This is a genomic window from Paenirhizobium naphthalenivorans, assembly GCF_007992095.1.
Lineage (GTDB): Bacteria > Pseudomonadota > Alphaproteobacteria > Rhizobiales > Rhizobiaceae > Allorhizobium > Allorhizobium naphthalenivorans.
In genome coordinates this window covers 1-26,668 of sequence record NZ_BJZP01000009.1, presented here as the reverse complement: position 1 = coordinate 26,668, position 26,668 = coordinate 1, and the positions used below count along the sequence as shown (strand labels likewise).

At 59.2% G+C, this 26,668-nt stretch carries 26 protein-coding genes; 6 read left to right on the top strand and 20 right to left on the bottom strand.

What is annotated here, in order from left to right; translation table 11 throughout:
• Positions 1-92 precede the first annotated feature (92 nt).
• The 7 genes from soxB to RNA01_RS10940 form a co-directional block, all read right to left on the bottom strand.
• A complete protein-coding gene (gene soxB, locus RNA01_RS10970) occupies positions 93-1,781 on the bottom strand; it encodes a thiosulfohydrolase SoxB (RefSeq protein WP_147180250.1) in 1,689 nt (562 codons plus the stop codon).
• A gap of 96 nt (positions 1,782-1,877) precedes the next feature.
• Positions 1,878-2,732, bottom strand: coding sequence for a sulfur oxidation c-type cytochrome SoxA (gene soxA / locus RNA01_RS10965; protein ID WP_147180249.1), 855 nt, complete (start codon positions 2,730-2,732; stop codon positions 1,878-1,880).
• A 134-nt stretch (positions 2,733-2,866) separates the two neighbouring features.
• Positions 2,867-3,196 carry a thiosulfate oxidation carrier complex protein SoxZ gene (gene soxZ, locus RNA01_RS10960; protein WP_147180248.1) on the bottom strand — a complete coding sequence of 110 codons (330 nt, stop codon included), beginning with the start codon at positions 3,194-3,196 and terminating at the stop codon, positions 2,867-2,869.
• A 26-nt stretch (positions 3,197-3,222) separates the two neighbouring features.
• Positions 3,223-3,672 carry a thiosulfate oxidation carrier protein SoxY gene (gene soxY, locus RNA01_RS10955; RefSeq protein ID WP_147180247.1) on the bottom strand — a complete coding sequence of 150 codons (450 nt, stop codon included), beginning with the start codon at positions 3,670-3,672 and terminating at the stop codon, positions 3,223-3,225.
• Between the two features lie 23 nt (positions 3,673-3,695).
• Entirely contained in the window at positions 3,696-4,163 is a 468-nt protein-coding gene (gene soxX, locus RNA01_RS10950) for a sulfur oxidation c-type cytochrome SoxX (RefSeq protein WP_147180246.1), read from the bottom strand.
• Positions 4,164-4,296: 133 nt separating this feature from the next.
• Positions 4,297-4,881 carry a thioredoxin family protein gene (locus tag RNA01_RS10945; protein WP_147180245.1) on the bottom strand — a complete coding sequence of 195 codons (585 nt, stop codon included), beginning with the start codon at positions 4,879-4,881 and terminating at the stop codon, positions 4,297-4,299.
• A gap of 9 nt (positions 4,882-4,890) precedes the next feature.
• Positions 4,891-5,625 carry a cytochrome c biogenesis CcdA family protein gene (locus RNA01_RS10940; protein ID WP_147180244.1) on the bottom strand — a complete coding sequence of 245 codons (735 nt, stop codon included), beginning with the start codon at positions 5,623-5,625 and terminating at the stop codon, positions 4,891-4,893.
• A gap of 167 nt (positions 5,626-5,792) precedes the next feature.
• Here RNA01_RS10940 and RNA01_RS10935 point away from each other — a divergent pair, with 167 nt between their 5' ends.
• From RNA01_RS10935 to RNA01_RS10925, 3 genes are all read left to right on the top strand, one after another.
• On the top strand, positions 5,793-6,122 hold the full coding sequence (locus RNA01_RS10935) for a thioredoxin fold domain-containing protein (RefSeq protein ID WP_147180243.1): 330 nt from the start codon (positions 5,793-5,795) through the stop codon (positions 6,120-6,122).
• Entirely contained in the window at positions 6,119-6,466 is a 348-nt protein-coding gene (locus RNA01_RS10930; protein WP_147180242.1) for an ArsR/SmtB family transcription factor, read from the top strand. Before RNA01_RS10935 ends, RNA01_RS10930 begins: the two co-directional genes overlap by 4 nt.
• Before the next feature lie 70 nt (positions 6,467-6,536).
• Positions 6,537-7,619, top strand: coding sequence for a YeeE/YedE family protein (locus RNA01_RS10925; RefSeq protein ID WP_147180241.1), 1,083 nt, complete (start codon positions 6,537-6,539; stop codon positions 7,617-7,619).
• A 54-nt stretch (positions 7,620-7,673) separates the two neighbouring features.
• Here the strand turns inward: RNA01_RS10925 and RNA01_RS10920 are convergent, their stop codons facing one another.
• The gene (locus tag RNA01_RS10920) at positions 7,674-8,624 is read right to left on the bottom strand and encodes an MBL fold metallo-hydrolase (RefSeq protein ID WP_147180240.1); all 951 of its coding nucleotides are present in this window, start codon (positions 8,622-8,624) and stop codon (positions 7,674-7,676) included.
• Between the two features lie 99 nt (positions 8,625-8,723).
• Between RNA01_RS10920 and RNA01_RS10915 the strand changes: the two genes are divergently transcribed.
• Positions 8,724-9,182, top strand: coding sequence for a DUF302 domain-containing protein (locus RNA01_RS10915; RefSeq protein WP_147180239.1), 459 nt, complete (start codon positions 8,724-8,726; stop codon positions 9,180-9,182).
• Between the two features lie 145 nt (positions 9,183-9,327).
• On the top strand, positions 9,328-10,008 hold the full coding sequence (locus RNA01_RS10910; RefSeq protein WP_170253423.1) for a polysaccharide deacetylase family protein: 681 nt from the start codon (positions 9,328-9,330) through the stop codon (positions 10,006-10,008).
• Here the strand turns inward: RNA01_RS10910 and RNA01_RS10905 are convergent.
• On the bottom strand, positions 10,005-10,991 hold the full coding sequence (locus RNA01_RS10905) for a glycosyltransferase family 2 protein (protein ID WP_147180237.1): 987 nt from the start codon (positions 10,989-10,991) through the stop codon (positions 10,005-10,007). The genes RNA01_RS10910 and RNA01_RS10905 overlap by 4 nt on opposite strands.
• A gap of 162 nt (positions 10,992-11,153) precedes the next feature.
• On the opposite strand from RNA01_RS10905, the gene RNA01_RS10900 reads away from it, so the two are divergent.
• On the top strand, positions 11,154-12,875 hold the full coding sequence (locus tag RNA01_RS10900; RefSeq protein WP_170253421.1) for an alpha/beta fold hydrolase: 1,722 nt from the start codon (positions 11,154-11,156) through the stop codon (positions 12,873-12,875).
• A 39-nt stretch (positions 12,876-12,914) separates the two neighbouring features.
• On the opposite strand, the gene RNA01_RS10895 is transcribed toward RNA01_RS10900, so the two are convergent.
• The 11 genes from RNA01_RS10895 to RNA01_RS10845 all read right to left on the bottom strand — a co-directional run.
• Positions 12,915-15,122, bottom strand: coding sequence for a GumC family protein (locus RNA01_RS10895; RefSeq protein ID WP_170253420.1), 2,208 nt, complete (start codon positions 15,120-15,122; stop codon positions 12,915-12,917).
• Between the two features lie 64 nt (positions 15,123-15,186).
• Entirely contained in the window at positions 15,187-16,416 is a 1,230-nt protein-coding gene (locus RNA01_RS10890) for an O-antigen ligase family protein (RefSeq protein WP_170253419.1), read from the bottom strand.
• 202 nt (positions 16,417-16,618) lie between these two features.
• On the bottom strand, positions 16,619-17,674 hold the full coding sequence (locus RNA01_RS10885; RefSeq protein WP_170253418.1) for a glycoside hydrolase family 5 protein: 1,056 nt from the start codon (positions 17,672-17,674) through the stop codon (positions 16,619-16,621).
• A gap of 242 nt (positions 17,675-17,916) precedes the next feature.
• Positions 17,917-19,131, bottom strand: coding sequence for a glycosyltransferase family 4 protein (locus RNA01_RS10880; RefSeq protein WP_147180232.1), 1,215 nt, complete (start codon positions 19,129-19,131; stop codon positions 17,917-17,919).
• A gap of 221 nt (positions 19,132-19,352) precedes the next feature.
• Entirely contained in the window at positions 19,353-20,237 is an 885-nt protein-coding gene (purU, locus tag RNA01_RS10875; protein ID WP_147180231.1) for a formyltetrahydrofolate deformylase, read from the bottom strand.
• A gap of 209 nt (positions 20,238-20,446) precedes the next feature.
• A complete protein-coding gene (gene glnT / locus RNA01_RS10870) occupies positions 20,447-21,754 on the bottom strand; it encodes a type III glutamate--ammonia ligase (protein WP_147180230.1) in 1,308 nt (435 codons plus the stop codon).
• 84 nt (positions 21,755-21,838) lie between these two features.
• Positions 21,839-23,167: an FMN-binding glutamate synthase family protein gene (locus tag RNA01_RS10865; protein ID WP_147180229.1), complete on the bottom strand. Its 1,329-nt coding sequence runs from the start codon at positions 23,165-23,167 to the stop codon at positions 21,839-21,841.
• Positions 23,168-23,181: 14 nt separating this feature from the next.
• Entirely contained in the window at positions 23,182-23,868 is a 687-nt protein-coding gene (locus tag RNA01_RS10860; protein WP_147180228.1) for a GltB/FmdC/FwdC-like GXGXG domain-containing protein, read from the bottom strand.
• Positions 23,869-23,902: 34 nt separating this feature from the next.
• Positions 23,903-24,808 (bottom strand): class II glutamine amidotransferase, encoded by a 906-nt coding sequence (locus RNA01_RS10855; RefSeq protein WP_147180227.1) that lies wholly within the window; start codon positions 24,806-24,808, stop codon positions 23,903-23,905.
• 90 nt (positions 24,809-24,898) lie between these two features.
• Entirely contained in the window at positions 24,899-25,567 is a 669-nt protein-coding gene (locus RNA01_RS10850; protein ID WP_235916579.1) for a helix-turn-helix domain-containing protein, read from the bottom strand.
• Positions 25,568-25,847: 280 nt separating this feature from the next.
• Positions 25,848-26,668, bottom strand: an 821-nt coding sequence (locus RNA01_RS10845) for an LbetaH domain-containing protein (RefSeq protein ID WP_235916577.1), incomplete at its 5' end; no start/stop codon positions are given.

The following is a 26,668-nucleotide window of genomic DNA, read 5'->3' as shown; positions in this document are numbered from 1 at the left end:
TCCTCCTTTATCTTCTTCACATTCAAACATCACATTATTTCTATATTTTATGTCGCAGTCTTGCGCGGCTCCACGGCCCCTATTCCCGACCGTCAAACGACCTTTACGGAACGGTTTTCCTGCAGGTTCACCACCGGGTTGTTTTTGAGATAATCCTCGACGACATCCCAGATCGGCGGACCTTCGGTCGCCTCGTTGATCGACGCCCATCCGGCAACCACATAGTCTTTCGACGGATCGACCGCCTCGCCGGTCTTCAGCATCGTCATCTGCGAGATGCGGCTGCCCATGTCACCGTTTGGATTGATCGTGTAGCCCATGCCGCCGACGCGAACCATGTCCCCGCCTTGTTGATAATACGGATCCTTGTTGAACAGGTTGTCGGCAACATCCTCTAGGATGTCCTTCAGCATCTTACCGCTCATGTTTGAGCGGTAAGCGCTCGGATAGGTCATCGAGCAGGCATTGTGCACATCCTCGACCGTGATTTTCTGACCCGGCAGGACCGAGGTGCCCCAGCGGAAGCCGGGCGACAACGCGATGTCGGCTTCGCGGACCTCAAGCAGGGCGTCGCAGATGAGATCGTCGAACGTGCCGTTGAAATTGCCGCGTCGATAGAGGAGGCTCTCCGCCGTCGCCAGTTCACGGCTGAGCTCTGCCATATGCGGCGCGCGAATACCCTCGATGAGTTTCGTCATGTCGGCATCCGGCGTGATAACGTCGGAGAAGACGGGGATCAGGCGGTGACGATAGGATTTCAATTTGCCATCCTGCACGTCGAGATCGAGCCGCGTGAGAAATTTCCCGTGCGAGCCGGAGGCGATCACCAGTGTCTGGCCGACAATCACCGGCTCGGGCAACGCGTCGTGCGTATGACCGGCGAGGACGATGTCGATGCCCGGAACACGCGCGGCCAGGGCGCGATCGACGTCGAAGCCGTTGTGCGACAGCAGCACGACGATATCGGCTCCCTCGGCCCGTGCCGCCGCGACATTCTTCGCCACTTCCTCCTCGCGGATGCCGAACGACCATTCGGGGAACATCCAGCGCGGATTGGCGATTGGCGTATAGGGAAAGGCCTGCCCAAGAACAGCGATCTTCGCGCCACCCTTCTCGAACATCTTGTAGGCCTCGAAAGCTGGCTCGTTCCATTCGGAATCGAAGATATTTCCGCCGAGAAAGGCGAAGGGCAGTCCCTCGATGATCTCCTGAACGCGCTCAGTCCCGTAGGTAAACTCCCAGTGCCCCGTCATGGCGTCCGGCTGGAGCATGTTCATGGCGTCGACCATGTCCTGCCCCTTTGTCTGCAGGGAGGTATAGCTGCCCTGCCAAGTGTCCCCTCCATCGAGCAGCAAAACACTGTCACCGCGCTCGGCACGGACGCGTTTGACGATCGTCGCGATGCGGTCGAGCCCTCCCATTTTACCGTAACTCTTGGCGAGCGCGACATAATCCTCGGAGGTCATCGCATAGGCTTCCGGCGTGCCCGGTTCGATGTTGTAGAGCTTGAGGAAATCGGCACCGCTCACATGCGGCGGAAGGCCGGCGACGGCACCGACACCGAGATTGATCGAGGGTTCGCGGAAATAGACCGGCACCAGCTGGGCGTGCAGGTCTGTGACATGCAGGATGGTGACATTGCCGGTCGACTGAAAGTCCAGAAGGCCATCCTCGGTCAAGGCTTGCTGCGCGGCCGCCTGCGACCAGCGGCCGGCAAGCCCGGAACCTGCGATCGCAGACAGCGCGGCACCTGCCATGAGCAATTCACGTCTCGAGAACATTCACTTCTCCCTTTAACACGAGTGCCGCCGCCGGCAGATCTCGCGCTATCTTCATCAATGGTTTGTGCAAAGGCGGCGCGTTCGCCGCCAGGTTTCTTACTGGCGGACGGCCGGTGTTTCGACCGACAGGCCAAGACCGCGCCAAGTGACATAGACTTCGAGAGCCATCAGTTCGTCCGAAAACGCCTTTGGCATTTCCGCGCGCGTGTCACGAATGCAGCCGCGGAAGCGATTGTGCAGCGAGACCATGCCGCCGGTGTTGAACCGATAGGTCGGGAAACCGTTGACCTGCCCTTGGCTCAGGTGATCGGCGCGGATGAACTTGCCCATGCTGTTCTCATGACAGTTTGCACATGACAGATTCAGCTGACCGGTGCGGGTGTAGTAGAGCGTCTTGCCCTTCTCCCACCAACTCTGCATCTCGCCCGCCCCAAGGTCGATCGCGACAGGGGTTCCGAGCGACTGATGCTTGATATAGGTCGTCAGCGATTTCTGCTCCTCGGCATCGAACTTGTAGGCTTCCGCGCCCATTTTCTCGGTCCGGCACTTGTCGATTTGCAGTTCGACGTTGATCGGCTTCTTGGCCGTCGCATCCCACTTGGGATAGTTGGCGCCGATGTCCTTCATCGAAACCGACGCGTCTCCGTGGCAGGAGGCGCAGGACTTGCCCGCCGTTCCATCGATTGTGTTCCAGATTTCCTCACCGCGCTCGACCGTCAGCATGCCGGGGTTGGCGAAGGAATCCGCCTCGGTCGCCCGCGTTTCCGCCTCGCGGAACAGCCAGCCCGAATAGACTTCGTCGAACGGATGACCTTCCGGTGCCTTGGTCCGCGTTATCATTTCCTTGCCATCAATGACCAGCTTGTCATCCACGGGATCCGCGAATGCGGCGCCCACGGAACCGCTCAGCCCCAAAAGGCCAGCTGCAAGCGCTAACGAAAGTCTTTTCATTGTTACCCCTCCCAAGATAACGGCGAACGCTCCTCATCGTCCGCGACGGATCGACTGCGTGTCTTCGCGCATGACGCGAAGACAGATGGCTGGCCGCGCCCCAAAAAGGACGCTGACTGATGGCGAAAGCGCCGTCAGTTCACGGTTATCGGCTGCTCGTCTGTGTAGATGGATCCATCATCATCGGTCCAAGTGAACTTGAAGGTGCCCGTCTCGCCTACGATCGCGCTGAACTCGAAATACGGGTTGGCGGAGACCGCAGGATCAATGTCACAGGAAAACACAGGCTTGCCGTTGAACTCGCAGACGAACTTGTTGATGATCTTGCGCGGGATCGGCTTGCCGTCCTTGTCCTTGCGCTGACCGGATTCCATTTCGTGGCTGATCAACGTCTTGATCAGCACGACTTCCCCTGCCTTAGCGGTCTTGGGAACCTTGATCCGCGGTTTGGGTGCTGCTGCCATTTCTCAATCTCCCTGGTAAAAGCCGATCAACCGCCGCAGCCGCCAATGGTGACTTTCACTTCCTTCTTATCCATGTAGACCGAACCGTCCGCCATTTTGGCGACAGCAATAACATTTTGCGTCTTGGCCAGACGAATGCGCGTAGTCGCCGACGCCGAGCCGCTGAGCGCGGTAAAATGGAACGTCACCACCTCCGGATTGGGATTTCCCTCCGCCACGATCATGACCGCTTCGACCATATCACCGTCCTTCATGGCGCTATCGACATCGATCGAGATCGGCACGGTGTTACCGTTCTCGGCAATCTCCGGTGCGGTGAGCGTGATCTTGCCGGCCTCCGGCGTCTTACCGCCAGCGAAGTCGGCGATCCGCTTGTCCGTCGCAGCAACATCCGCAAAGGCCAAGCGCCCGCCGGTCGTGGAGGCGGCCGCCGCACCCGCCGTCAGGGCCAGGACCTGTCGCCTTGTCAAATTCATGTTTCTCTCCTCCATCACCAAACCTATTTGGCGTCCTTCAGAGTGACCAGATAGGCCACCACATCTTCAACCTGCTGGGCGGTCAGGATCGTCTTGCCGACGAGGTCTTTCCGCACATTGATCCCGACTTCGAGGGTGTAGAAACCAGGCATAACCGAATCCGGGTTCAGCGAATGCTTGGCGTTGACCACGATGCCGCGAAGCTGCTCGGCAGACCATCGATCAGCAACGCCGTCGAGGGACGGCGCCACGTCGCCATGGAACTGCTCCTTGGCCAATGGTGTCACCACATGGCAGGCAAGACAGTTTCCGAGGCTGCGGTTGGCAAGTACCTTTGCACCCTCCTCCGGATTGCCCGGGGTGCCCGTCAGCGAGGTGGTGATGGTAGCGCCGTCGTATTTCACGTCTGCCGGCGCGATCTCGGCGGCAACAGCCATCGGAAAAGGCGCAAGAGCCGTGGCAGCGGCAAGGCAAGCTGCGACTAACTTCATTCTTCGAGTCCTCCCAAACTCCCGAACCGGCTAGCGATCCGCTCCTCAAATCAAACGATAGTCCTGTCTTTGATCTACATCAATAGAAAAATCTATATTATTGCATGTGTATCTATCACACTGTTTTTAAACGTTATTCCTGAAGTTTTCCGGCAGCTCGGAGCGCGTTGACGATCCTTGCGTGATAAACTTGGAAGTGTTCATCGCCCTCATAGCCCTTGTCCCGCACCCAGCGAAACATGTTGAGAAACGTCAGTTTTCCAAAGGCGCCGGGCATCGTCGCCACCGCCGCCTTGCCTACCGGGATCGCCTTGTCGAGCCGTTCCGGAAGGAAGACGATCGTCGGGGTGAAGATATAGCCCCATTTACGCGCCGCGGATTTCTCGGTCAGCGCCTCGCCATCGGTGTCGGTGACCTCCTCGTCGCCAAACATGTTGTACTGAACCACCATGTAGTTGGCCTTGATGTAATCGCGGACTTCGGGATCGGAGAGGATTTTCTCATGCATCTCCCGACAATAGATGCAGCCGCGCTGCTCGAAGATGATCGCCAGACGCTTGCCCTCAGCAGTGGCGGCAGCGACGTCTTCCGCGACATCGCGGAATGTCACAGAAAACCAATCCTCCTTGTGCAAACCGTCGTCACCAATCTCGGCAGCACGAGCCGAAACCAGCAAAAGCGCAAACAGGATGCATGATAAACCCAACGACTTCAGCATGATTTCCTCCTAACCAATCGCCTGGAACACCGGGAAAGTCTCGATCAGCCAGAAGGATATTCGCGACATCTGGCCAGTGATGAACAGCAGCCCCGTGGCAATCAGAAACAGACCGAGCGCGATCTCGACCTTGCGCAGGTGGCGGCGGAAGCGCATCGCCCAATCCAGGAAACGGCTCGCGAACACCGCGGCAAGGATAAAGGGGATGCCGATCCCGAGCGAATAAACCGCAAGCAGCAGCGCGCCCTGGCCCGCCGTTCCCTCACTGCCGGCAATGAACAGGATCGCCGCGAGGATCGGTCCGACGCAGGGCGTCCAGCCGAACGCGAAGGCCAGCCCGAGCACATAGGCACCAGCCAGCCCCGCAGGCTTCTTGTCCACCTGCACTCGGGCCTCGCGATAGAGGAAGGCGATCCGGAATACACCGAGAAAATGCAGTCCCATGGCGATGATGACGACGCCGGCGATGACCGAGAGAATATCGAAATATTCGGCGATCGTCTTGCCGATCAGGCTCGCCGTGGCGCCAAGGGCGACAAAGACGGTGGAGAATCCGAGCACGAAAAAAAAAGCCGACAAGACGATCTGCCGGCGCTCGGCAGGACCAGGCGATGCCTCCTTCAGCCGCTCGAAACTCACACCGGCAAGCCAAGCCAGATAGGGCGGCACGATCGGCAATACGCACGGGGAAATGAAGGAGAGCAATCCCGCAATGAAGGCGCCCCCCAGACCGACATCAAGCATCCGACCCCTCCCAAGATCAACGCACGCATCAATTATAGCTTCACATGTATGCAAATTTATCTATATATTGCAAACGGCAAATTGAGGGTTGTCATTTGCGCATCGTTTTTCACTTGCTCTTCTTCCTCGGACTCGCATCGCCCTTGCTCGCGGCTCCGGCGACGGAGATGATCGTCCTGGAACAGCCGGGATGTCCCTGGTGCAAACAGTTCAACGAAGAGATCGCGCCCGCCTGGCCAAATACGCCGGAGGGACATGTCGCACCGCTTCGGCGCGTCGATATCACCGAGCCATGGCCGGAAGATCTTGCCGCCGTACAACGAGAACGGTTCACGCCGAGCTTTATTCTGATGCATGGCGGCAAGGAAATCGGTAGATTGCGAGGCTATGTTGGCGACCAGTTCTTCTGGTTCAGGATTGCGGAACTGATCGCCGAGCTGCCGCAACAACCGATAGCGGCAAGTGAAGAGCATGACGAAAGAGGAATTCCGGAATGAACCTCCCCAAGGTTAGCGCATTACGATCAGCGGAAACACGGGACGGGCTTTTCGCCCAGGCGCGCAAGGCCAGTGAGTTGCTCAAGGCCCTGTCGCATGAAGATCGCCTGCTGATCCTTTGCCTGCTCACGGAGGGCGAGAAGTCCGTTTCGGAACTTGAGGAAATCATGGACATGCCGCAAGCCGCCGTGTCGCAGCAGCTGGCTCGCCTGCGTTTCGACCGGCTGGTCCATACGCGGCGCGAAGGCCGAACGGTCTTTTATTCGATTGCCGGTCAGGAAGTCTCGTCCGTGATCGAGAACCTGTACGACCTCTTCTGCGCCGAGGTACGGCGCGACGAATAGCGCAGCCGTCGCCGGCGGGGGAGCGCCAGGCGACGCAACACGCGGGCCATATGGCCACGGGAGGAGAGAAATGGATTTCGCCGCATCGCCGTGGCTCTTGCCGCTCGCCGGTCTGCTGGCCGGCATTGTGATGGGTTACGTCGCCCGGAGCCAGCGATTCTGTACGATGTCATCGCTCGAACGGCTCTGGTACGCGGGTGACGGGACAGGTGTCAGGACGTGGATGCTGGCCGCGGCAACCGCCCTCATCTTCACCCAGACCTTGCATGCCTTCGGCTGGGCCACTCCCAACGAGAGCTTCTATGTCCGCTCCGGCTTCGCCTGGAGCGGGGCTATTCTCGGCGGCGTGATGTTCGGCTTCGGCATGGCGCTCGTCGGAACCTGCGGCTTCGGCGCTCTGGTGCGACTCGGCGGCGGGAGCCTGCGCTCGCTGATCGTACTCATGGTGTTGGCGCTGAGTGCGCTGTCTGCGCAGAAGGGACTGATTGCCCAAGCGCGCGTACCCTTCGTCGACGCGGTGGCGATCGACATGAGCTTTGCCGGCGGCCAATCGCTCGGTCTCATCCTGTCTTATCTCGCAGGCGTCGACTTGCAGTTCTTCGTGGCCGCGCTCGTCGCCGGCGGACTGCTTTGGTGGATCTTCGCCGACGCCCGCTACCGCGGGCAATACCGGGCCATCGCCGCAGGAACCGTCATCGGCGGCGTCATCGCCTTCGGCTGGTTCATCACCGCCTGGGCAGCGGAAACCTCTTTTGAGGTCGTTCAGATCGAAGCGGGTTCATTCGTCGTGCCGGTCGCCGACACCCTGCTGCATCTCGTCACCTTCACCGGTTCCGTGCCCGACTACGGTGTCGGGCTGGTCATCGGCGTGGTGATCGGCTCCAGCCTCAATGCCCTGTTCCGGCGCCAGGTGCGATGGGAAGCCTGCGACGATGCCCGCGAATTGAGCCGACACCTGCTCGGCGGCTTCTTGATGGGCGTCGGTGGCGTGCTCTCCATGGGCTGCACGATCGGCCAAGGGGTGACGGCGGTCTCGGCCATGGCGATTTCCGCTCCGCTCGTGCTCGCCTCGATCTTCATTGGTGCCCGAATGGGGCTTTCCTATCTGATCGAGGGCTCCCCGCTGGCCGTCTTTTCGGTCCCGCGTTCCTGATACGCCAGACCATCACGAGGCAAGTTCGCGCCGACCACGCAGAACGGAGCGCGGTTAGGCCGGGATAAAAGCGTAGGCACTCCCCCTGCGCTCGGCATGACCAATACCCGTATGATTGAAATGGTAGCCGATGATCGTGACCTTGTCGCCGGCCAGCCTGTCAAGGAGCGCGGCCCGCGTCTTCGCGCCCATCTCCTGGTCATGATCGCTTCCCGTTCGCCATTCCGGGTGGGCAAAGGATATCGCCGTGTTGCTCAGCGCGTCGCCGATGATCAATGTCGGTTCGCTGCCGCCATGCACGAGGAAGGAAAGATGACCGGGTGTGTGACCGGCCGTATCGACCGCCTCGACCCCGGAGAGCACCTCCTGCCCGGGCTTGATGAAGTTCACTTTGTCCTCAATGAACTTGAACCGACTCTGTGCTCCAACGACAAAGCTCTGGCGCTCCGGCGGAACCTTTGTCAGCGTCTCCGCAGAGGACCAGAAATCCCATTCCGTCTGGCTGATGTGATAGGCGGCGGACGGAAAAACCAGTTCATCGAAATCGTCCGTCACACCCCAGAGGTGGTCTGGATGCGCATGGGTGAACACCACATCCGTGACCGAAGCCGGATCGATCCCGGCCTCCGCCAGATTCTCACCCAACCGGCCCGCAGTCTTCATGAAGTTCGACCCCGAACCCACATCGAACAAGACGACCCGGTCCCCCCGCTTGAACGCGGTGACATTGCAATCCGGTGTGAGCACATTGGCCGGCAGGCCGTTCGCGACCAAGAAGGGTTCAAGCTCCTCCTTCGGTACATCCGGATAGAGGAAAGCCATCGGCAGACTGAGATGTCCGTCGCTGATGGTCATGATCTCGCCATCCCCTGCGGCAATGCGGCCCAGTGACAAGGCAGAGCGAGGCAATGCGGTGACGGCAAGCAGACCCAGCCCGCCGCACAAGAGGCTGCGGCGGCCAGTGCGGTCCAACGCGTTGTTTGCTTTATCTTGATGGTGCGTCATGTTGTTCCTCCCGTAACGCAAAATATATATCTTTTTTTGCATATTTCTACAACTCGCGATAAGCTGTAGCGTCGCTTTTGATTTTTGGGAGGAAATCGCATGCGCTTGCTGAGAATTGGAATTCTTGCCACATCGGCCGTGTTGCTTTCAATGCCGCTGAGCGCAGCCGAAGTCGGCGTCACGAGCTTCCAGACCGATGCCCCCTTTGCCGAGGTCGTTGCCGATCTGGAGGATGCGGTGGTTAATCGAGGTTATGTCATCGATTACCACGGTCATATCGGTGACATGCTGGCCCGCACAGCCGCAGATGTCCCGGGTTCCAAGCCGCTCTACAAGGCGGCCGAGATCCTGCAATTCTGCTCTGCCACGATGTCGAGACAGGCGATGGAGGCCGACATCGGAAACATCGCCTATTGTCCCTATGTTCTGTTTGTCTATGAGCCGGCCAAGGAACCGGGCAAGGTTACGCTCGGCTTTCGCCGCTTGCCCGCTGGTGACGGGCGAGATGAGATCAACACACTTCTGGAGAAAATCACCCGCGAAGCCGCCGGACTTTAGCGAGAGGCTACGCTTTGCCCCGCCAAGCAGAGCTTGAAGGCCGTCGATAGCGAGCACCGCGTTTCCGGCAGCTCAGTAAGCTCAACATTTCTTCAATCAAACAATGTTAAAAGAGCGGCTCCGCAACTTTACTTTGAGGCTGAGAATGCTCGCCAAGACTCTTGTATTGACGTTCCACGGATTGAACAAGCCGATAGTTTCCATCGAGGAAGGGGCTGAGCATTACTTTGTATCCGAGGAGATCTTCCGGCGCACGATTTCCAGCCTGGATGCGCTGGAGGCCCGCTCGGGCTGCCGCATTTTGGTGACCTTCGACGACGGCAACCTGTCCGACTATGAAATCGGCATGCCCGTTCTTCTTGATGCCGGCCGGAAAGGTCATTTCTTCGTGCTGGCTGGGCGTATCGGACAACAGGGTTATCTGAGCGGCGCGCAGATGCGCGAGATGGTTGCCGCCGGAATGGCAATCGGCAGCCACGGCTGGGATCATGTGGACTGGCGCAAGCTGGATGCCGAGGGCCGCCAACGGGAGTATTTCGATGCGCGCCGTCGCATCGAGGACGAGACTGGTGTTGCCGTGCGAGAGGCTGCGATCCCGTTCGGAGCCTTTGATCACCAAGTGCTGCATGACCTAAAAGGGGCAGACTATGAACACGTCAACACCAGCACATCCGGCCTTTGCCATGACAGCAGTTGGTTCCGTCCGCGCTGGTCGGCCACCCGGCACTTCGTTCCGGAGCAGGATTTGCCTCCACGCCTTGACTGGCGGTGCATTCTGAAAGGCACCGCTTACGCACAGCTTCGCCGACTGCGTTATCGGATTTAGTCCGGCCGGGAATACAGCTGGGCGAGCGGGAGATTGAACACAGCCCGTAGCTTTCCAAGGTTCAGCGCGAACTTCTGCTGCATACGGAAGGACCGCCCACGGTCAAGCGGACGATAGATCGTTGCAAGCACTGCCGCGATGACGCACTTGGCCGCGGCATTCGCGCCAAACAGAAGAGACCAAAGCGGACCGGATTTCTTGGCCTTGCGGGAAATGCCGTAGGATTGGCCGGAACGGAGGGCGCGCTGAAGAATATATCGCGGGTTTAGACGTGTGTCCGGTACGACTTCATGAACGATGGCATCGTCAGTCGCCACGATGACCGCCCCAAGGTGCGCCGCCTCGGCAAAAAACGCGGTATCCTCGCCACCGGACTGACCAAGAGCAGGGTCGAACCTCAGGCCGTGCTTACGGAAAAACGGCATATGGACCAGAGTGTTTCCGCCCCGACCGGTCTGGAGACGCTTCCCCCTATGCCCCCAGTCGGCATAAAGCGCGTTGGCTCTCACCAGCCAGTCAGGTGTGTGGCTAGGATAAGCTGGGAACACCGGCCCGATGACCACATCGGCCTGATATTCCCTCTGGCAGTCGAAAAGGCGCTCAAGCCAGTCAGGTTCAACCCATTCGTCATCATCGATGAAAACAAGCCAGTCGCTCTTAACTCCATCCAAAAGTGCGTTGCGGGCAGCCGAGATATTTCCCGCAGCCACGGGGATACAGACGACCTCAAGACCTGGCAACTCCAGGCCTGCGACCAGCTGGGTGGCAGCACCATCACGAGAATCATCGGCGACTAATACCGACAGGCACCGCCCCTCCCCAGGAACAACGGCAGCGAGAGAGCGAACAGTCTCGGCCAAGCTCGGGCGACCAAGGCTTGCGATTGCAACTACCACGCTTTCCAAACCGTCTGTCTCCTTACCGCTTCCGCCCCGTGCGGGGACATGTACAGCCACCGTAGCGCTGCGCAGTTGAACAAGCATTAATGGAAAAACGCTAGTGTTCCTCTCGGTAAAACCGCAGGGCAATGACGCCTTGCGTTGCGTACAAGGCCTAGCCCCAAGATCATGACCAGCACTCAATTGCCCCAACACGACCGACCACACGATACCAGCCCGCTAGAGGAGCCCCTCGCCCGACCGGTCATGTTCGATGGCTTGGCAGGCATGTACCATGCCGCACCGGGTTCCACAGCGGTCCTGCTCATCTCGCCTTGGGGATACGAAGAATTATGCGCCCGCCAGAGCTATCGACTGATAGGAGAGCATCTGGCATCGCTAGGCTATCCCTGCCTCAGGTTTGATCTTCCCGGCACCTGCCATTCTGCTGGCTCGAGTGGCGAAATCCAGGATGAATGGGCCTGGCGCAAAGCCACCGAAACGGCACTCGACTATCTCACTTCACTTTGCGCACCCCGCGAAGTCATCGTCATCGGGCAGGGGCTCGGCGGCCTGATCGCGGCAGACCTGACCCAAAGGCGTTCCGTCAGCGGACTTGTCCTGTTTGGTTCCGCCACGCAGGGGCGCATATATCTGCGCGAAGTCACGGCCTGGACGGCTATGACCCAACCGACTTTCCTAGTGCGCTCGTCGGATGGCCCGCAAGGCGGATTGATGGCAGGCGGCTTTATGCTGGCCGCCGCGACCGTCAACGAGATAAAAGGCCTCAAACTCTTGGACGGACCGTTGCCCAAGGCTCACCGAGTGCTGCTGGTGGAACGTCCCGAAAACCCGGGAGATGTGAAGCTGGCCGAGCATCTGGCCAGTTCGGGCGCGGCGCTCGACAGAATCCCCTTCCAAGGCTATGTGGACTATATTTCCAGCCCGACCCTGTCCCAGCCTCCGCTCGATACGATCGATGAGTTGGCCGCGTGGCTCACGGAGCATTTCCCTCCAAACCCGTCCACGATGCCATCTGCCAAGCCAGCCCCGGCGCCGGCCATTCTTGAGACTGCGAACTGGCGGGAAGAATTGTTCCGGTTTGGCCCTGGAAACATGTTCTTCGGCGGCTGTACGAGCCCGGTGGGCAGGACCTCAAAGACTGCGCTTCTCGTCCTGAATGCCGGCAACGATCATTCCAGCGGATGGGGCCGCTGTACGGTTGACCTGGCACGGGAAGTAGCGCCGAAAGGTCTGTCGGTTCTCCGCATGGATCTTGCGGGCATCGGCGAAACGCCTTTGTGGCCAGGACAGCAAGAGCCCGTACTTTATTCGACCCGCGCGCTTAACGATGTCCGCTGTGCCATCGACTGGCTGAAATCGGAGATGAAAATCGAGCACATCATCGTTATGGGGCGCTGCAGCGGCGCGTATCTGGCTTTCTCGTTCGCCGCCTTGGACGAGCGTGTCGACGGGACTGTTCTCATCAATCCACGCAAGCTGGTCTGGGATCCGCGAGAAGATGTCGACCAGGCCATACGCGAGCCGATCCAGTCGCTCGAAACCTATGGCAGCAAACTGACCGATCCAAACCAGTTCAAGCGGCTGCTCTCCGGCGATCTGCCGATTTCGCGTGTCCTTGGCAGGCTAACAAAGGCGTTGGCCTCCACTGCGGACAGGAAGCTGGCTCGGGTCCCGGTTCTGCGAAATCTATCGAATCACTACCGTCTGAGCCGTATTGTGCGATCGAGGCTGGAGACGCTGTCCAGACGACATGCGCCAATTGCCTTCATCTATAGCGAAGGTGATCGTGGTCTGTCCGACTTCCATAGCTTCGTCGGAGATGCCGCCGCGCGTTCATCCTATCCCAATGCCAGCTTCTCGCTGCTGAAGGACGCGGATCACAATCTGAGTCCGCTCCCCGCCCGGGCTGAAGTAACCAGAAAACTGCTGGAGTTCGCCGCCAGGATCGACAGCACGATCGCGTGAGATCCACAAGAGACGAAGAGGGCGCGAGCCCAAAGCCAATCAGTCGTGTGGGGTCGACAAGGTGGAGAGAGAGACAGCGCCGCCGTCGGTCGAAGCCACGATGATGTGATCCGAAACCGCAAGCAGAGCTGCACTATAGAGATCGCGCATCAAGGGGCCGTTGATGATGGTCAGATCGTGATCTCGGATGATCTCTTTGAGTTCCAGGCTTGCCTGTTCACTCAAGTGAAACTGCCCGTCGCGATTTTGGCCGGCACTGAGCGTCACAAAAGAAATTCCGAGTCCCAGATCGTTACGCACGCGCTTCGCTATGGAAAGCTGACGGATGAAGGGCCTCGGATCCAAACCGCGCGTGAGATCCCTGTTCAGCGCTTCCGCATCCACCAGCAGCACTTTCATGCCGCGGCAGGCTCCCGCGAGGGCAAGGGTCAACGCGGTCATCGATTGCTCCAACCCCGCGTCGGGTGAGGTAATCAGCACAGAACGGAGACCGTCATGCTTCAACATTTTGTCGAGGCTCAGATGGATATTCTCGGCCGCCTGACCGAACGTAGCAGTAGCTCCAGACGCCTTGTGGTCATAGAAAAGCTGCAACGCGTGATGGATGGCATGGGCATCCTCGCTCAAATGGGCAGAATCACCTTGAACGGACTCGATCAAGGGAAATTGCGGCAAATAGCCGAGGACCGGCTCCGATGAGAACTTATCTTGGACAGTCGTTCGGACAGGAGACTCATAAGGTCCCGATGACATTGAACCGACCGGAACGGGACGGGACACCTGTTCGTATGCAGGGGCAAGTTCCGGCAGAGGTTCCGCCAGCATCGCGCTTTCGCGCAAGAGCCGCGCCTTGAGCAGCCGGAATGCCGTACCTCCCACAGCCAGGCAGGAGCCGATCAATAGCCCGAGAATGCCGGCCAAAACGACGATGAGCTTCTTGTTGGGCCAGGTCGGGCTCTCCGGCACAACAGCCGGGGAGATAATACGCGCGTTCGGCACGACAACCTGTTCAAGCTCGAGGATTTCCTTGGCTCGACCCAGTGCATTCTCGTAAAGTGCACGAGTGGCCTGAGCCTCTGTTTGCAGTTCCCTCAGGCGGATGCGCGCAGCATCATCCGCGTTGTTCAGCGTGCGTGTGCTGTTCAGCTGCTTTTCCAGATTGGCCACCCGCCCGCGAGCGACCTCAAGGTCCAGCTCCGTCGACTGGGCGATGCGGGTAACTTCATCGCGGATCATCTGCCTGACCTGAGCAACCTGCGACTGAGCTCGCTGCAGAGAGGGATGGGAGGGGAGGAGATCTGCGCGAAGATCCGCTTCCAAGCGCGACGCTTCGGTATATTGCTCGTAGAGATGCTGAATGTTCGGCGAATCGATGGTGGCTACGATTGCATCAGCATTCGCACCTTGCGCCAAGAGACGCTGGATTTCCGAGTTCTTGGCCTCGGAAGCGGCCAGAGCAGCCCGGGCCTCAATGAGGCTGCTGTTTACGCCCGACAGCTCCTGCTCCGTTACCAGCCCCGCCTCGCCGACGACCTGCAGATTGTTCTGCGCGCGAAATTCCTGGACCTTGTCTTCGGCAAGTCGCAGCCGCTCCCTCAGGCCGATAAGCCGATCATCAATCTCGTTCGCGACCTGCCTCGAGGCTTTCTCAAGCTGCTGTTTCTGGTCATTCAGATAGCTATCGGCAACCGCCCGGGAAAGCTGCGCCGCCTTGGCCGGATCACGCGATTGGACCGCTATGGTCAGCACGAAGGTTTGGCCGTCCCGCTTTGCGGTCGTGGCTTTGGCCAGCGCGATAACGGACTTGCTCTCGGCCAGCTCGGCCGCCGCAGCACCTTTGTCAGCGCCTGGGCGTAACATCTGCATGAGGCTATGTAGAAAGCCGGAGGCTTCTACCGTGCCGAATTCTCGATCTTTCACCAGATTCTGCGATACGACGACCGGCCGAAGCACGGAATCGGACGTCAACAAGGTAACCTGGCTGTCAATGAACTGACTGTTATCCTGCGAAGACCCGCGGCTCTGGTTTTTCGTGTCGAACGGCTGCTGGACAGTTGGATCGATCAGGATCGCGCTCGTGGCCTTATAAACCGGCTTTAGGAAGAGCGCGACCAAAACACTGAGCAGGACAACGGCAACGGCGGTCAGGACAATGAACTTGGCCCGCGCGCGAAGCACGGCGAGAATCTCCAGTAGATCCAGGAGATTTTGATTGCCCGTGCGACCTGTGGCGGCGGGATAGTCCACGGTATTGACCTCATGAGCGCCGTTTCTTACGGCCCTATGTAAACCCGCCATGGTTAGCAAAACATTAATTGCCAGCTCCAGACGTGTTGCCCACCCGTTGACCGGACCGAACGCTGCGGCTCGACGGCAGCTGCGGCAATAGCGCGGCGCAGATAAACAGCATCCAGACTTGGGAAAAACTGCGATACCAGCTACTTTCGAGGAGATTATGGCAAACGGCGAACAAGACCAGCATCAGGCATATCCGGGCCATGGCCCGATCAGTCTGAACGAGACGCGCTGCTGCGTGGAGGGCAGCCAAGATCAGTATCATCAACAGGGCAAAACCGATCACTCCTGTTTCAATGAGAACGTCGAGATAGCCGTTGTGCGACTGCAGCAAGGTCGAAACGAAACTTGGTGCTTCCCTGAACACGATCGAATCTGCTCCGATGCCCCAGAAGGACGAATAGCCCTGCCCGATCAACCAGGACCGGCCGATAACGTCCAGAACGAAGTTCCAGATCACCGTCCGGTTGGTGAACGTCGTGTCGTGAAACAGAACCATGGAGAGGTCATCCAAGCCAAACCCGGTCACAGCGGAGAGAAAGGCAATGAGTATGAGGCCCGTCGACGCCAGCAGGAGCAGAAGCGCGAAGGCATTGATCCGCAGATGATAGGCGAGCGAGACAAAAGCAAAGACCAGAACGGGCACCATCACCGCAAGCCCGAGCGACGTTTTCGACTGGCTTAGCACCAGAACAACAAAGGCGGCACAGGCCGTTCCCAGAAGGACCAGTCGGGATAAGCCTCTTTTCATCGGAATGCTTCCGAGCAGGATCAGTAAGGCGAAGGCCATGACACCACCCAGGCCGTTCTTCTGGGTGTAAATGCCTTCATATCCAATTTCGCTCGGCGGGATCAGGACCACGGCTACGCAATTCACCGCGACAGTCACGATAACCAACGCGATAAGCCGGTTGAGCGTCGCCTCCCTGCTATCGCCCAGTCCGATAGACAGAATGAAGCACAGGATCAGGATGACCTGCAGCACAAGTCTTCGCAGTGCCACGCCCGGAGCGGGTGACCAGAATATGCTCAGCGTAGCCAGCGCCAGATAGGCGAATATGACCACCACCACCGGATCAGCAAGGATACCTGGTAAGCGATCAAGGCGCTTGAGCGACGCAAGAAACGTTATGCCAAAAGTTGCCAACCAAAAGATCTGGTTGAAGGTATTGGGCTGCGAGGCGGCGATATTGATATCAGTTTCCATGCCGCCAGACGCCCGCATCCAGAAAGGCGCGATGAGCATGGCATAGGCGAATATGACGGTCGGGATCCAGCTGAGCACGAGACCTGCAAAATCGCGCCTCTTGAGGATAGAGGTTTCCTCGAATGCCGCCCGGTGTGTCATAGGGCACCCGCTCCTTCAGGCGAATCTGCGCTTTCTGTCGTCATCCACGCGCAGCCTTATCACAAGTCAGCGCGTGGATGTACAGTTCAAGGCAGCACCGTCACTGGTCGGGCACGGGGATGTCCAGCCCCAAGGCCTTGGCAACATCCATATCGAATGCACCATTGCCGTCGCCGGTCATCAGTCCAAAATTGACGTGGTCATCCCAGACTGCCCAACCAAAGCCGTCTTTCTCCGTAGTCAGGCGCACATCCCGGTACCAGGCTACCCGGCTGCCATCATCCGGAATGTAAGCAGGACGGCGCACGGCTCCGAATTCGCCAATCACGATCCGGTCGGCGGAAATGTCATGCTCTTTCGCCCAATCCGCTATCTCCGCGAACCGTTTCTCGATCATGGTGAGGTCCGGCTTCGTGCTCCTGTAGTAGGAACTGATGTAGTCGCGTGCCATGGCGAGAGCCTCCTCGGGCGGGGGTGTGCTTGTCTTCGCCTGCTGACGCAAATGTTCCTCGGTGAGGCGTTCGGCCAGTTCCACAGAGCCATTGGTCCAAGGATAGCTGAGACCCGCGAGATACCGTGTGGGTGGGGACGTCCAGGGCTGCGACTGGTGGGTAAAGAAATGGGGCTCGTAGAAATGAACGTCGAACAGTGTGCGGCTATCGTAACCATCGGCATCCAGGGTCGCCAATCCGTTGATGGATGACCAGCAGCCACCAGTCAAAACGATCGGCAGGTCGGGCGCGATGGTTCGGACGGCCGAATAGAGACGCTTTTGTGAAATGGTCCAATCCTCACCGTTTTCGCGAACGCATTTCGGCTGGGGCTCGTTCATCAGCTCCAGCGCAACCTGCGTCGTAGGGAGATCCTTGATGCGCCGGGCGACATCGAACAGCAGGCTCTGGTAGGCCGCGAAGGCCGGCCCGGAGGGATCCCTGAGAATATCCTCCGGCCGCCAGACGGATGCGTAGGTGGCCGGGTGGATATCAACCATTACGGTCAGGTCGCCTTTCAGCAGGCGAAGAACCAGCGCACGCAGATCGTCCAGCAACAACCGGCGATCGGGCTCCGACGCCGCAAGAAAAGGCCCTGCGTCGACCGGCAGACGAACAAAGTCGAAACCAAGCGCCCGAAGGCGGCGGATTTCACTGTCGGACATTCGTGCCATCCCTCCTTGAAAGGGCGGCCAAAGATAGGCACCGGGTTTGGCCGGGTCGCGGGATGCAAAGCTCTGCAGGCGCGCCAGGTTGATGCCACGCTTGAAGTGCGGGATCGGAAGCGGGGTTGCCGCATGAGCGGACATCACGTCGTCATGCCAAAGCGCGGGGCGAAGAAGGAGCAGAGCGAGGACGAGAATTGCCACGCCTGAGATTACAAAAGCGATCCATCGAACACTTTGCTTCATTTCGCCGCCCTCTGCAGTTTCACGTCGGGAAAGAAACGCTCGATATCCTTGCGATAACCGGCGACAATCGCTTCCGGGTCGAATTGGGCGTGCAGCGCTTCACCGGATTGGGCGATCGCTTGCCTGAAAGATGCATTATTGGTGAGGAGCTCGGAAAGCGCCGCCGAGATTTCGGCAACGTCTTTGGCCCGGACACCAACGCCAGCCTGGATGCCGTCGAGATAGCCGTCGATGCCCGTTCCTCGGGTGTAGAGAATGGGGATACCTGCGAACAGAGCTTCCAGATACACCATGCCGAAAGTCTCCTGGTGACTGGGCAATGCCAGCGCCAGATAATGCGGAAGATGGGCGAACAACGTCTTGCCATCCATGGCGCCGAGGAGCCGCACAGACTGAGAAAGCCCCAATTCGTCGATCTGCCTGGATACCGCCGCCATGTGCCCCGCGTCACCTGGTCCGATAATATCAAGCCCGACATCCGGGTTCGATTTGTGGAAATCCGCGAACCCTTCGAGCAGGTCAGAAAGGCCCTTGCGCTTGCGCAGGTCCAGATGCAGCACCGTAACGAAACGCCGTTCAGCGGCGGCGGACGGAAGGGTCGCCACGGTATTGCCGACGATATTGGGCAACAACCGTTCCTTCTCCGGCTGATCTGGCAGATATTGGTGATACTGGGCGCGAAACCAAGCGGACACATGATAGATCATGTCAGCCCGCTCCGCGATACGGCGCATGAGGGAGCGATAACTCGGTTTGTACAGAAGGACGTTACGTTCAGACTCCCCGCGCACCGACACAAAGAACCGGATCTTCGGACCAAAATGCTCGACCAGCCATAGGCCAGCTATTCCTTCGAAGGCGAACTTATGCGCGTGCACCAGATCGGGCCGCCAGCCTCTAGCCTCCAAGGTTCGGGCGATCTTGCGTGCGACACCCCGCATGGTGAATGCAAGCCCAATACCCATGGGAAGGCCGAGGTAGCGACAGGCATAAAGATGGACGCCATCCACCTCGCCGCAATCACGGAAATAGGTTTTCCAGGGTAAAACCGTGCGGTTCAGCGACATCACCACCTGCTCACCAACGCCGGCACCTTTTACGAGACGTTCGATTGCTGTCGTTGTCCGCCCGCGATGAGGATTGGGGTAGTCGGCGCTGATGTGCAAAATGCGCGGCACCGCGCGATTAGGTTTCTCGGCAAGCAATCTCATTGGATCCTCTAAGCAGAAGTCGCCACAATACTCCCATCAAGGCACGGGTCTAGTAACATCCTCTGATTAAGAAATCGCTTTGGCACACCAGCAAGTATGGAAACCCTTGAGCAAGCGGCCTTTCAGGTCTGCCCAGACACCGTGAGACCTTGGTCATGTTACGCGTGACGATGTGATCGCGGCTGAGACCTGCCTCTCCTCGATGATCGGACCATCATCGCTTATCCCATGCGCTCCGATGCGTAGGAGCCGGGGCTTGCGGGGAATACCACGGTCCGATTGCCATTGAGGAAGACCCGGCGGTGCAGATGAGCGTGGATGGCGCGGGCCAGCACTTGGCTTTCAACGTCGCGGCCAATCGAAACATAGTCATCGGCGCTCTGCGCGTGGGTAACGCGAGCAATATCCTGCTCGATGATCGGACCTTCATCGAGATCAGCCGTGACATAGTGAGCGGTCGCACCGATCAGTTTCACGCCGCGCTGATAGGCCTGCTTGTAAGGATTGGCGCCCTTGAACGACGGCAGGAAGGAGTGATGGATGTTGATGATCCTGCCCGACATCTTGCTGCACATCGCGTCGGAGAGCACCTGCATATAACGGGCCAGAACAATGAGTTCCGTGCCCGTCTGTTCCACGACTTCCATGATGCGCGCCTCGGCCTTAGCCTTGTTCTCCTTGGTCACCGAAATATGGTGGAAAGGAATGTCGTGATTGACGACCACCTTCTGGTAGTCGAAGTGGTTGGAAACCACGCCGACGATGTCGATCGGCAAGGCACCGATCTTCCAGCGATAGAGCAGGTCATTCAGACAGTGGCCGAAGCGCGAGACCATGAACAGCACCTTCATGCGCTCGCTGCCGTCGTGGATTTCGGTTCTCATCTCGAACTTTTCGGCAATCGGCTTCAGCCCCTCTTCCAGCGCAGCAAGGCCGGCACCTTCTTCGGACATGAAGCTGATGCGCATGAAGAACATGCCGGTGTCGAGGTCGTCGAACTGGGAACTATCGACGATGTTACAACCTTGTTCGGCCAGATAGCCGGAAAGTGCGGCGACGATGCCGCGCGTCGATTTACAGCTGACTGTGAGGACGAAATTATTCACGACAGACCCTCCTTGATTGTCGAGACATACGGTCAAAACCCGACACCGGTCATGATGATCGATTTAGAACGACTTTGAATTCTGACAGGGAGCAAAACAGCGCGTCTGCTTTCGAGCCGTTGGGGGTGTTCGAGCGCGTGTGACCGCATGGCGGCAGGAGGCTTGCATACCTTGTCGCTTCATCGATCTCTCAAACATGTATCGGACGCTCAGATGTCGAGGGTCGTCTGGTGCTCCCAGGACGTGAACTGCGCGCAGTAACTATGCCATTCGCTATGCTTGAGCTTCAGGTAGGCAGCCGAAAAATCGGAACCGAGAGCCTCCTGCAGGCCTGTATCCGCCTCATAGGCACGCAGAGCGTCGAGCAGGTTGAGCGGCAGCTTCGGCGCATCCTTGACCAGATGGCCATCGCGATACATGTCGATGTCGTAGTGGGGGCCCGGATTAGCATTGGTCTTCAGGCCGCTTAGGCCCGCCGCAATGATGATCGCCTGCAACAGATAAGGGTTGACCGCGCCATCGGGCAAACGGAGCTCGAAACGGCCCGCCCCTGGCACGCGCACCATGTGGGTCCGGTTGTTGCCGGTCCAGGTTACCGTGTTCGGTGCCCAGGTCGCCCCGGAAATCGTGCGCGGCGCGTTGATGCGCTTGTAGGAATTGACTGTCGGATTGGTGACAGCGGCCAGCGCCGAGGCATGCTTCATGATGCCCCCGAGGAAAGTCTTACCCTGGGCCGAGAGGCCGAACGGCATGGCCTTGTCGGCAAAGGCATTGGTCTTGCCGTCGGTGTCCCAGACGGAGATATGCGCATGACAGCCATTGCCGGTCAGGCCCTTGAAGGGCTTCGGCATGAAGGTGGCGCGAAGACCGTGCTTCTCGGCGACCGATTTCACCATGAACTTGAAAAAGGAATGCTTGTCGGCGGTTCTAAGCGCGTCGTCATATTCCCAGTTCATCTCGAACTGGCCATTCGCGTCCTCATGGTCGTTCTGATAGGGCTTCCAGCCAAGTTCGAGCATGTAGTCGCAGATCTCGGCGATCACATCATAGCGGCGCATCAGTGCCTGCTGGTCGTAACAGGGCTTTTCGGCGTTATCGAACTCGTCCGAGATCTTCTCACCATCAGCGGAGATCAAGAAGAACTCCGGCTCGACGCCGGTCTTGACCCGCAATCCCATCTCGGCCGCTTCGGCGACGAGCTTCTTCAGCACCACGCGCGGCGCCTGCTCTACCGGCTTGTCCTCCATGACGCAGTCCGCCGCGACCCAGGCGACGTCCTTCTTCCACGGAAGCTGGATCACAGACGACGGATCCGGCACGGCGAACAGGTCTGGATGAGCCGGCGTCAGGTCAAGCCAGGTAGCGAAACCGGCAAAGCCCGCGCCATCCTTCTGCATGTCGGCGATCGCTTCAGCCGGCACCAGCTTGGCGCGCTGAGCACCGAACAGGTCGGTGTAACTGATCATGAAATACTTGATGCCGCGCTCGGCAGCGAATTTTGAAAGGTTCTGTGTCACGTCGTTCCCCTGTTTTTTATGGATTGAGACACATGTTGATGGAAAAGGACCGCCTGCCTGGGAGAAGCAGACGGCCCGGCAGTTTCAGAAACCTCCCTTGCCCGGATACCAGCTGGTGCCGGCAAGCGGCACCTGGGCCATTGCGGCTGCCTCCATGGTGAGAGCGCATAGGTCTTCCGGTTCGAGATTATGCAATTTGTTCTTGCCGCAGGCGCGCGCAATCGTCTGCGCCTCGAGCGTCATGACCTTGAGGTAGTTGGCCAGACGGCGACCGGCGAGCACCGGATCGAGCCGCTTGGCAAGCTCCGGATCCTGCGTCGTGATGCCGGCTGGGTCGCGACCTTCGTGCCAGTCGTCGTAAGCGCCGGCGGTGGAGCCGAGCTTCTGGTATTCCTCTTCCCAATGCGGGTCGTTGTCCCCGATGGCGACCAGCGCCGCCGTGCCGATCGAGACGACGTCGGCACCGAGCGCCAGCGCCTTGGCGACGTCCGCGCCGGAGCGGATGCCGCCGGAGACGATGAGCTGCACCTTACGGTGCATGCCGAGATCCTGAAGCGCCTGGACGGCCGGGCGAATGCAGGCGAGCGTCGGCATGCCGACATTCTCGATGAAGACGTCCTGGGTTGCCGCCGTTCCGCCCTGCATGCCGTCGAGCACGACGACGTCGGCGCCGGCCTTCACGGCCAGCGCCGTGTCGTAATAGGGGCGCGCCCCGCCGACCTTCACATAGATCGGCTTCTCCCAGTCGGTAATCTCGCGCAGTTCGAGGATCTTGATTTCCAGGTCGTCCGGCCCGGTCCAGTCGGGATGGCGGCAGGCCGAACGCTGGTCGATGCCCTTCGGCAGGTTGCGCATCTGCGCCACGCGGTCGGAGATCTTTTGCCCGAGGAGCATGCCGCCGCCGCCGGGCTTGGCGCCCTGGCCGACCACGACTTCGATGGCATCTGCCCGCCGCAGGTCCTTGGGGTTCATGCCATAGCGCGACGGCAGATACTGGTAGACCAGTATCTGCGAATGGCCTCGCTCCTCATTGGTCATGCCGCCGTCGCCAGTAGTGGTGGACGTACCGGCAAGCGTCGCGCCGCGGCCGAGTGCTTCCTTCGCATTGCCCGAAAGCGCGCCGAAACTCATGCCGGCGATGGTGATCGGAATCTTCAGCTCTATAGGCTTTTTGGCAAAACGCGTACCGAGCACAACGGAGGTGTCGCACTTCTCGCGATAGCCTTCGAGCGGATAGCGCGAGATCGAGGCGCCAAGGAAAAGCAGGTCGTCAAAATGCGGAACCTTGCGCTTGGTGCCGCCACCACGGATGTCATAGATGCCGGTAGCGGCAGCCCGGCGGATCTCGGCGAGTGTATAGTCATCGAAGGTGGCGGACTTGCGAGGCGGGGTGAACGGATTGTGATAGCTCATGGCTTTTCCTCGCCTCAGTACGCGTCAGCGTTGTCGATATTGAAATTGTAGAGTTTTCTGGCCGACCCATAGCGCTTGAACTCCTCCGGCTTGACATCTTTGACGCCGGCCTTTTCCAGAAGCTCGGCGAGCTTTTCGAGGTGCTTGGGTTTCATCGCCTTCTCGATGCAGTCGGCGCCCAGGCTCTTGACCGTGCCGCGCACGAAGAGCTTGGCCTCATAGAGGCTGTCTCCGAGAGCCTCGCCGGCATCGCCCAACACGACGAGATGACCCGACTGGCCCATGAAGGCGGACATGTGACCGATCGAACCATGCACGACAATGTCGATGCCCTTCATCGAAATGCCGCAGCGCGACGCCGCATTGCCCTTGATGACGAGCAAACCACCGCACCCGGTGGCGCCGGCATACTGGCTGGCATCGCCCTCGATGACGACGGTTCCGGACATCATGTTTTCCGCGACGCCCGGACCGGCCGAGCCATGGACAGTCACGGTGCCACCGTCATTCATGCCGGCGCAGTAATAGCCAACGGAGCCGCGCACCTCGACGGTGATTGGGCTGTCGATGCCGACGGCGACGGCGTGGCTGCCGCGCGGATTGACGACCTCGAAGGCGGTGTCGTTGGCACCGGAACCGAGATTGTGGAGGGCGCTGTTGAGTTCGCGCAAAGGCGTTTGGGAGAGATCGAAAACAGGCATGATCGGACTTTCTCGATAAGCATCAGACAGTGGATCAGGCAGCTTTCCCATGATCCCAGAAGTAAACAGTGGCCGGTTCCGGCTCCCAGACCCGAGCATTCTCGATGCCCGGCAGGTTGACCAGCGCGCGATATTCCGAGCCAAAGGCGACATACTGGTCAGTCTCAGCCATCACCGCCGGCTTACAGGCGATCGGATCGCGCACCACGCCAAAACCCGACTTGGTGCCGACAACGAAGGTGAAGAAGCCGTCGAGATCATCCAGCGCTCCGGTCAGAGCCTCGCCCAAATTCTTGCCCTTGGCCATTTCAGCGGTGAGATAGGCGGCGGCGACTTCGCTGTCGTTCTGTGTCTCGAAGGTCATGCCTTCGCGGATCAGTTCGCGGCGAAGATTGTTGTGGTTGGACAGCGAGCCGTTGTGCACCAGGCACTGATCGGCGCCGGTGGAGAAGGGATGCGCGCCAAGCGTCGTCACCGCGCTTTCGGTCGCCATGCGGGTATGGCCGATGCCGTGCGTGCCGCCCATAGCGCGCACGCCGAAGCGCGCGACAACGTCCTTCGGTGGGCCGATTTCCTTGAAGATCTCGACGCTTTCCCCGGATCCCATCACCCGCACATTCGGACGGATCTCGGCCAGCACGGTGCGGATTTCGGAAAGCTGCGCCGCATCGATCTCGATCACCGCATGGGTGCTCTTGACCATTACGGAGGCCGAAATGCCGGCCTTGTGAAGCGCGGTCTCGAGACCGTCGAAATCGCTCTGCGGGTCCGCCGATTGAACGGTCACCTTCGCCTTGCCGGCGGCCAGGTCACCATAAATGGCTACGCCGGCCGAATCCGGACCCCGGTCGGTCATGGTGATCAACATGTCCGAAAGCAGCGCCCCGAGCCGGGGCTCCAGAGCCTTGTCCTTCAGGAACAAACCAACAATGCCACACATGGCTGCCATCTCCATTTCTCGATGGAGCCATGGGTAGCAGCACCCTCAGGAAAAATCAATCAAGAAGAAATAATTTTTCTTATAAGGCAATCATCGCTGCTGAGGATAGGAGATGATCGACAGGTAGCGGGCAGGCAATTTCACCAGCTCTTCCGGGCCGTGCGGCGCATCGGCGTCGAAGAACAGGCTGTCTCCGGGCTCCATCCTGTAGAGACTGTCGCCGTGGCGATAAACAACCTCGCCTTCGAGCATGTAGAGGAATTCCATGCCCTGGTGCTGGAAGGTCGGGAAGATGTCCGATTCCGCGTTGAGCGTTATCAGATAAGGCTCCACCGCAACGCCCGAGGTGTTGTTCTCGATATGACCGAGCAAGCTGTAATGGTGGCCGGCCCGCGTCCCGCGCCGCTCGATATTGACGCCTTCGCCCGCTTTGACAAAGCTCGCGCTCTTCGGCTCCTCGAACCCGCGAAAGAAGGCGGTGATCGGAACGCCGAGGGCCTTTGACAGCGCCTGCAGCGTTGTCAGCGACGGCGAGATATTGCCGTTTTCGATCTTTGACAGCATGCCGACGGACATTCCGGTGGCCACCGCGAGATCGGCCACGGTGATGCCGAGCTTCTTGCGATAACCACGCACTTCGTGACCGATCGCCATCTCGAGATTGTTTGCACGAGGCTCGCGGACAGCGTGCGGATCCTGGGCCAGAACCACCTTGGCCACCATAGCCGCCTTTGCCGTCTTCTTTGCATTCACTGCCATAATCGCCTCTCCCCCGGCTCAGGTCGTAACCCCGACCGCTTCATTCCACTAGGATCTAGCGGATTTCTGCGGAATGCCAAACTGCTGTTTGCAACCTTGCGAGGGGTGCGAAACGGCGGAGAGGACCTTCGTAAGGAACCGATGGAGGAATGGATATAAGAGAGCCGGCGCATTTCTGCGGCCAACACCCTTGTCAGACTCGCGATGTTCGCCGGTGTCGACAACCAACTTTCCAGTCGACGGGCCGTTGACGCGATTGAGATCGCCGATGCGAACTCTCCTAGCCTCCGGCCGGCCGTCTCGATTCGCGCCAACCTCTAACCGGCTCATCATGCCTCTCAAACGACTTGCGCTTCTTGATCTCGCGACAGGGGTTGCCAATGTAGACGGTCCATGGGGCCAGATCTTTCACTGTCACGGCATGCGTGCCTAGAACCGCCCCCTCTCCGACCGTAACGCCAGGCCCGACAAACGCATCGGCGGCGATCCAGGCGTAATCACCGATATGAATTGGAGCGGTCGTGAGCTGGAAACGCGTATCGTTGATGTCGTGGGTGCCGGTGCAGATATGCGCTCTCTTGGAGATCACCGCATGCCTGCCGATCACGATCTCTCCCATGCTGTAGATATCGGCATGGTCGGCGATGGCACAAAAATCCTTGAGTGTCAGTGTGCCTGGATACCAGATCCGGGCTGACGGCGCGACATAGACGCCCCGGCCTACTTTCGCGCCAAAAACCCTGAGGAGGAACCGACGCCAGCCATGGAATGGTTGCGTCCAGGACGCGAGAAGCATCCACGTAATACCCCAAGCCATGCGTGTAAGCCTGTGTCGCAGGCCGAATATGGGGGCGTCATCAGCGTTCATGAAAACCTCGGTATCGACTGACTGGACTCGTCCGTCTTCCCCCGCTTTGGGAGATCGGGCCGACTGTCCTGTTGCTTCGTTTTCCAACGGGTTACGCGTGCCGGCGATACACTCCTCCACGCGCGTCAGAGCATGTTGATGGAATTTTGCTAACAAAACGATGCTGCGGCCCGGCGATTTTCGTCCAATGGCACCGTTGAGCAACCATTGACTCAGAGCTCGTGGAAAAAAGC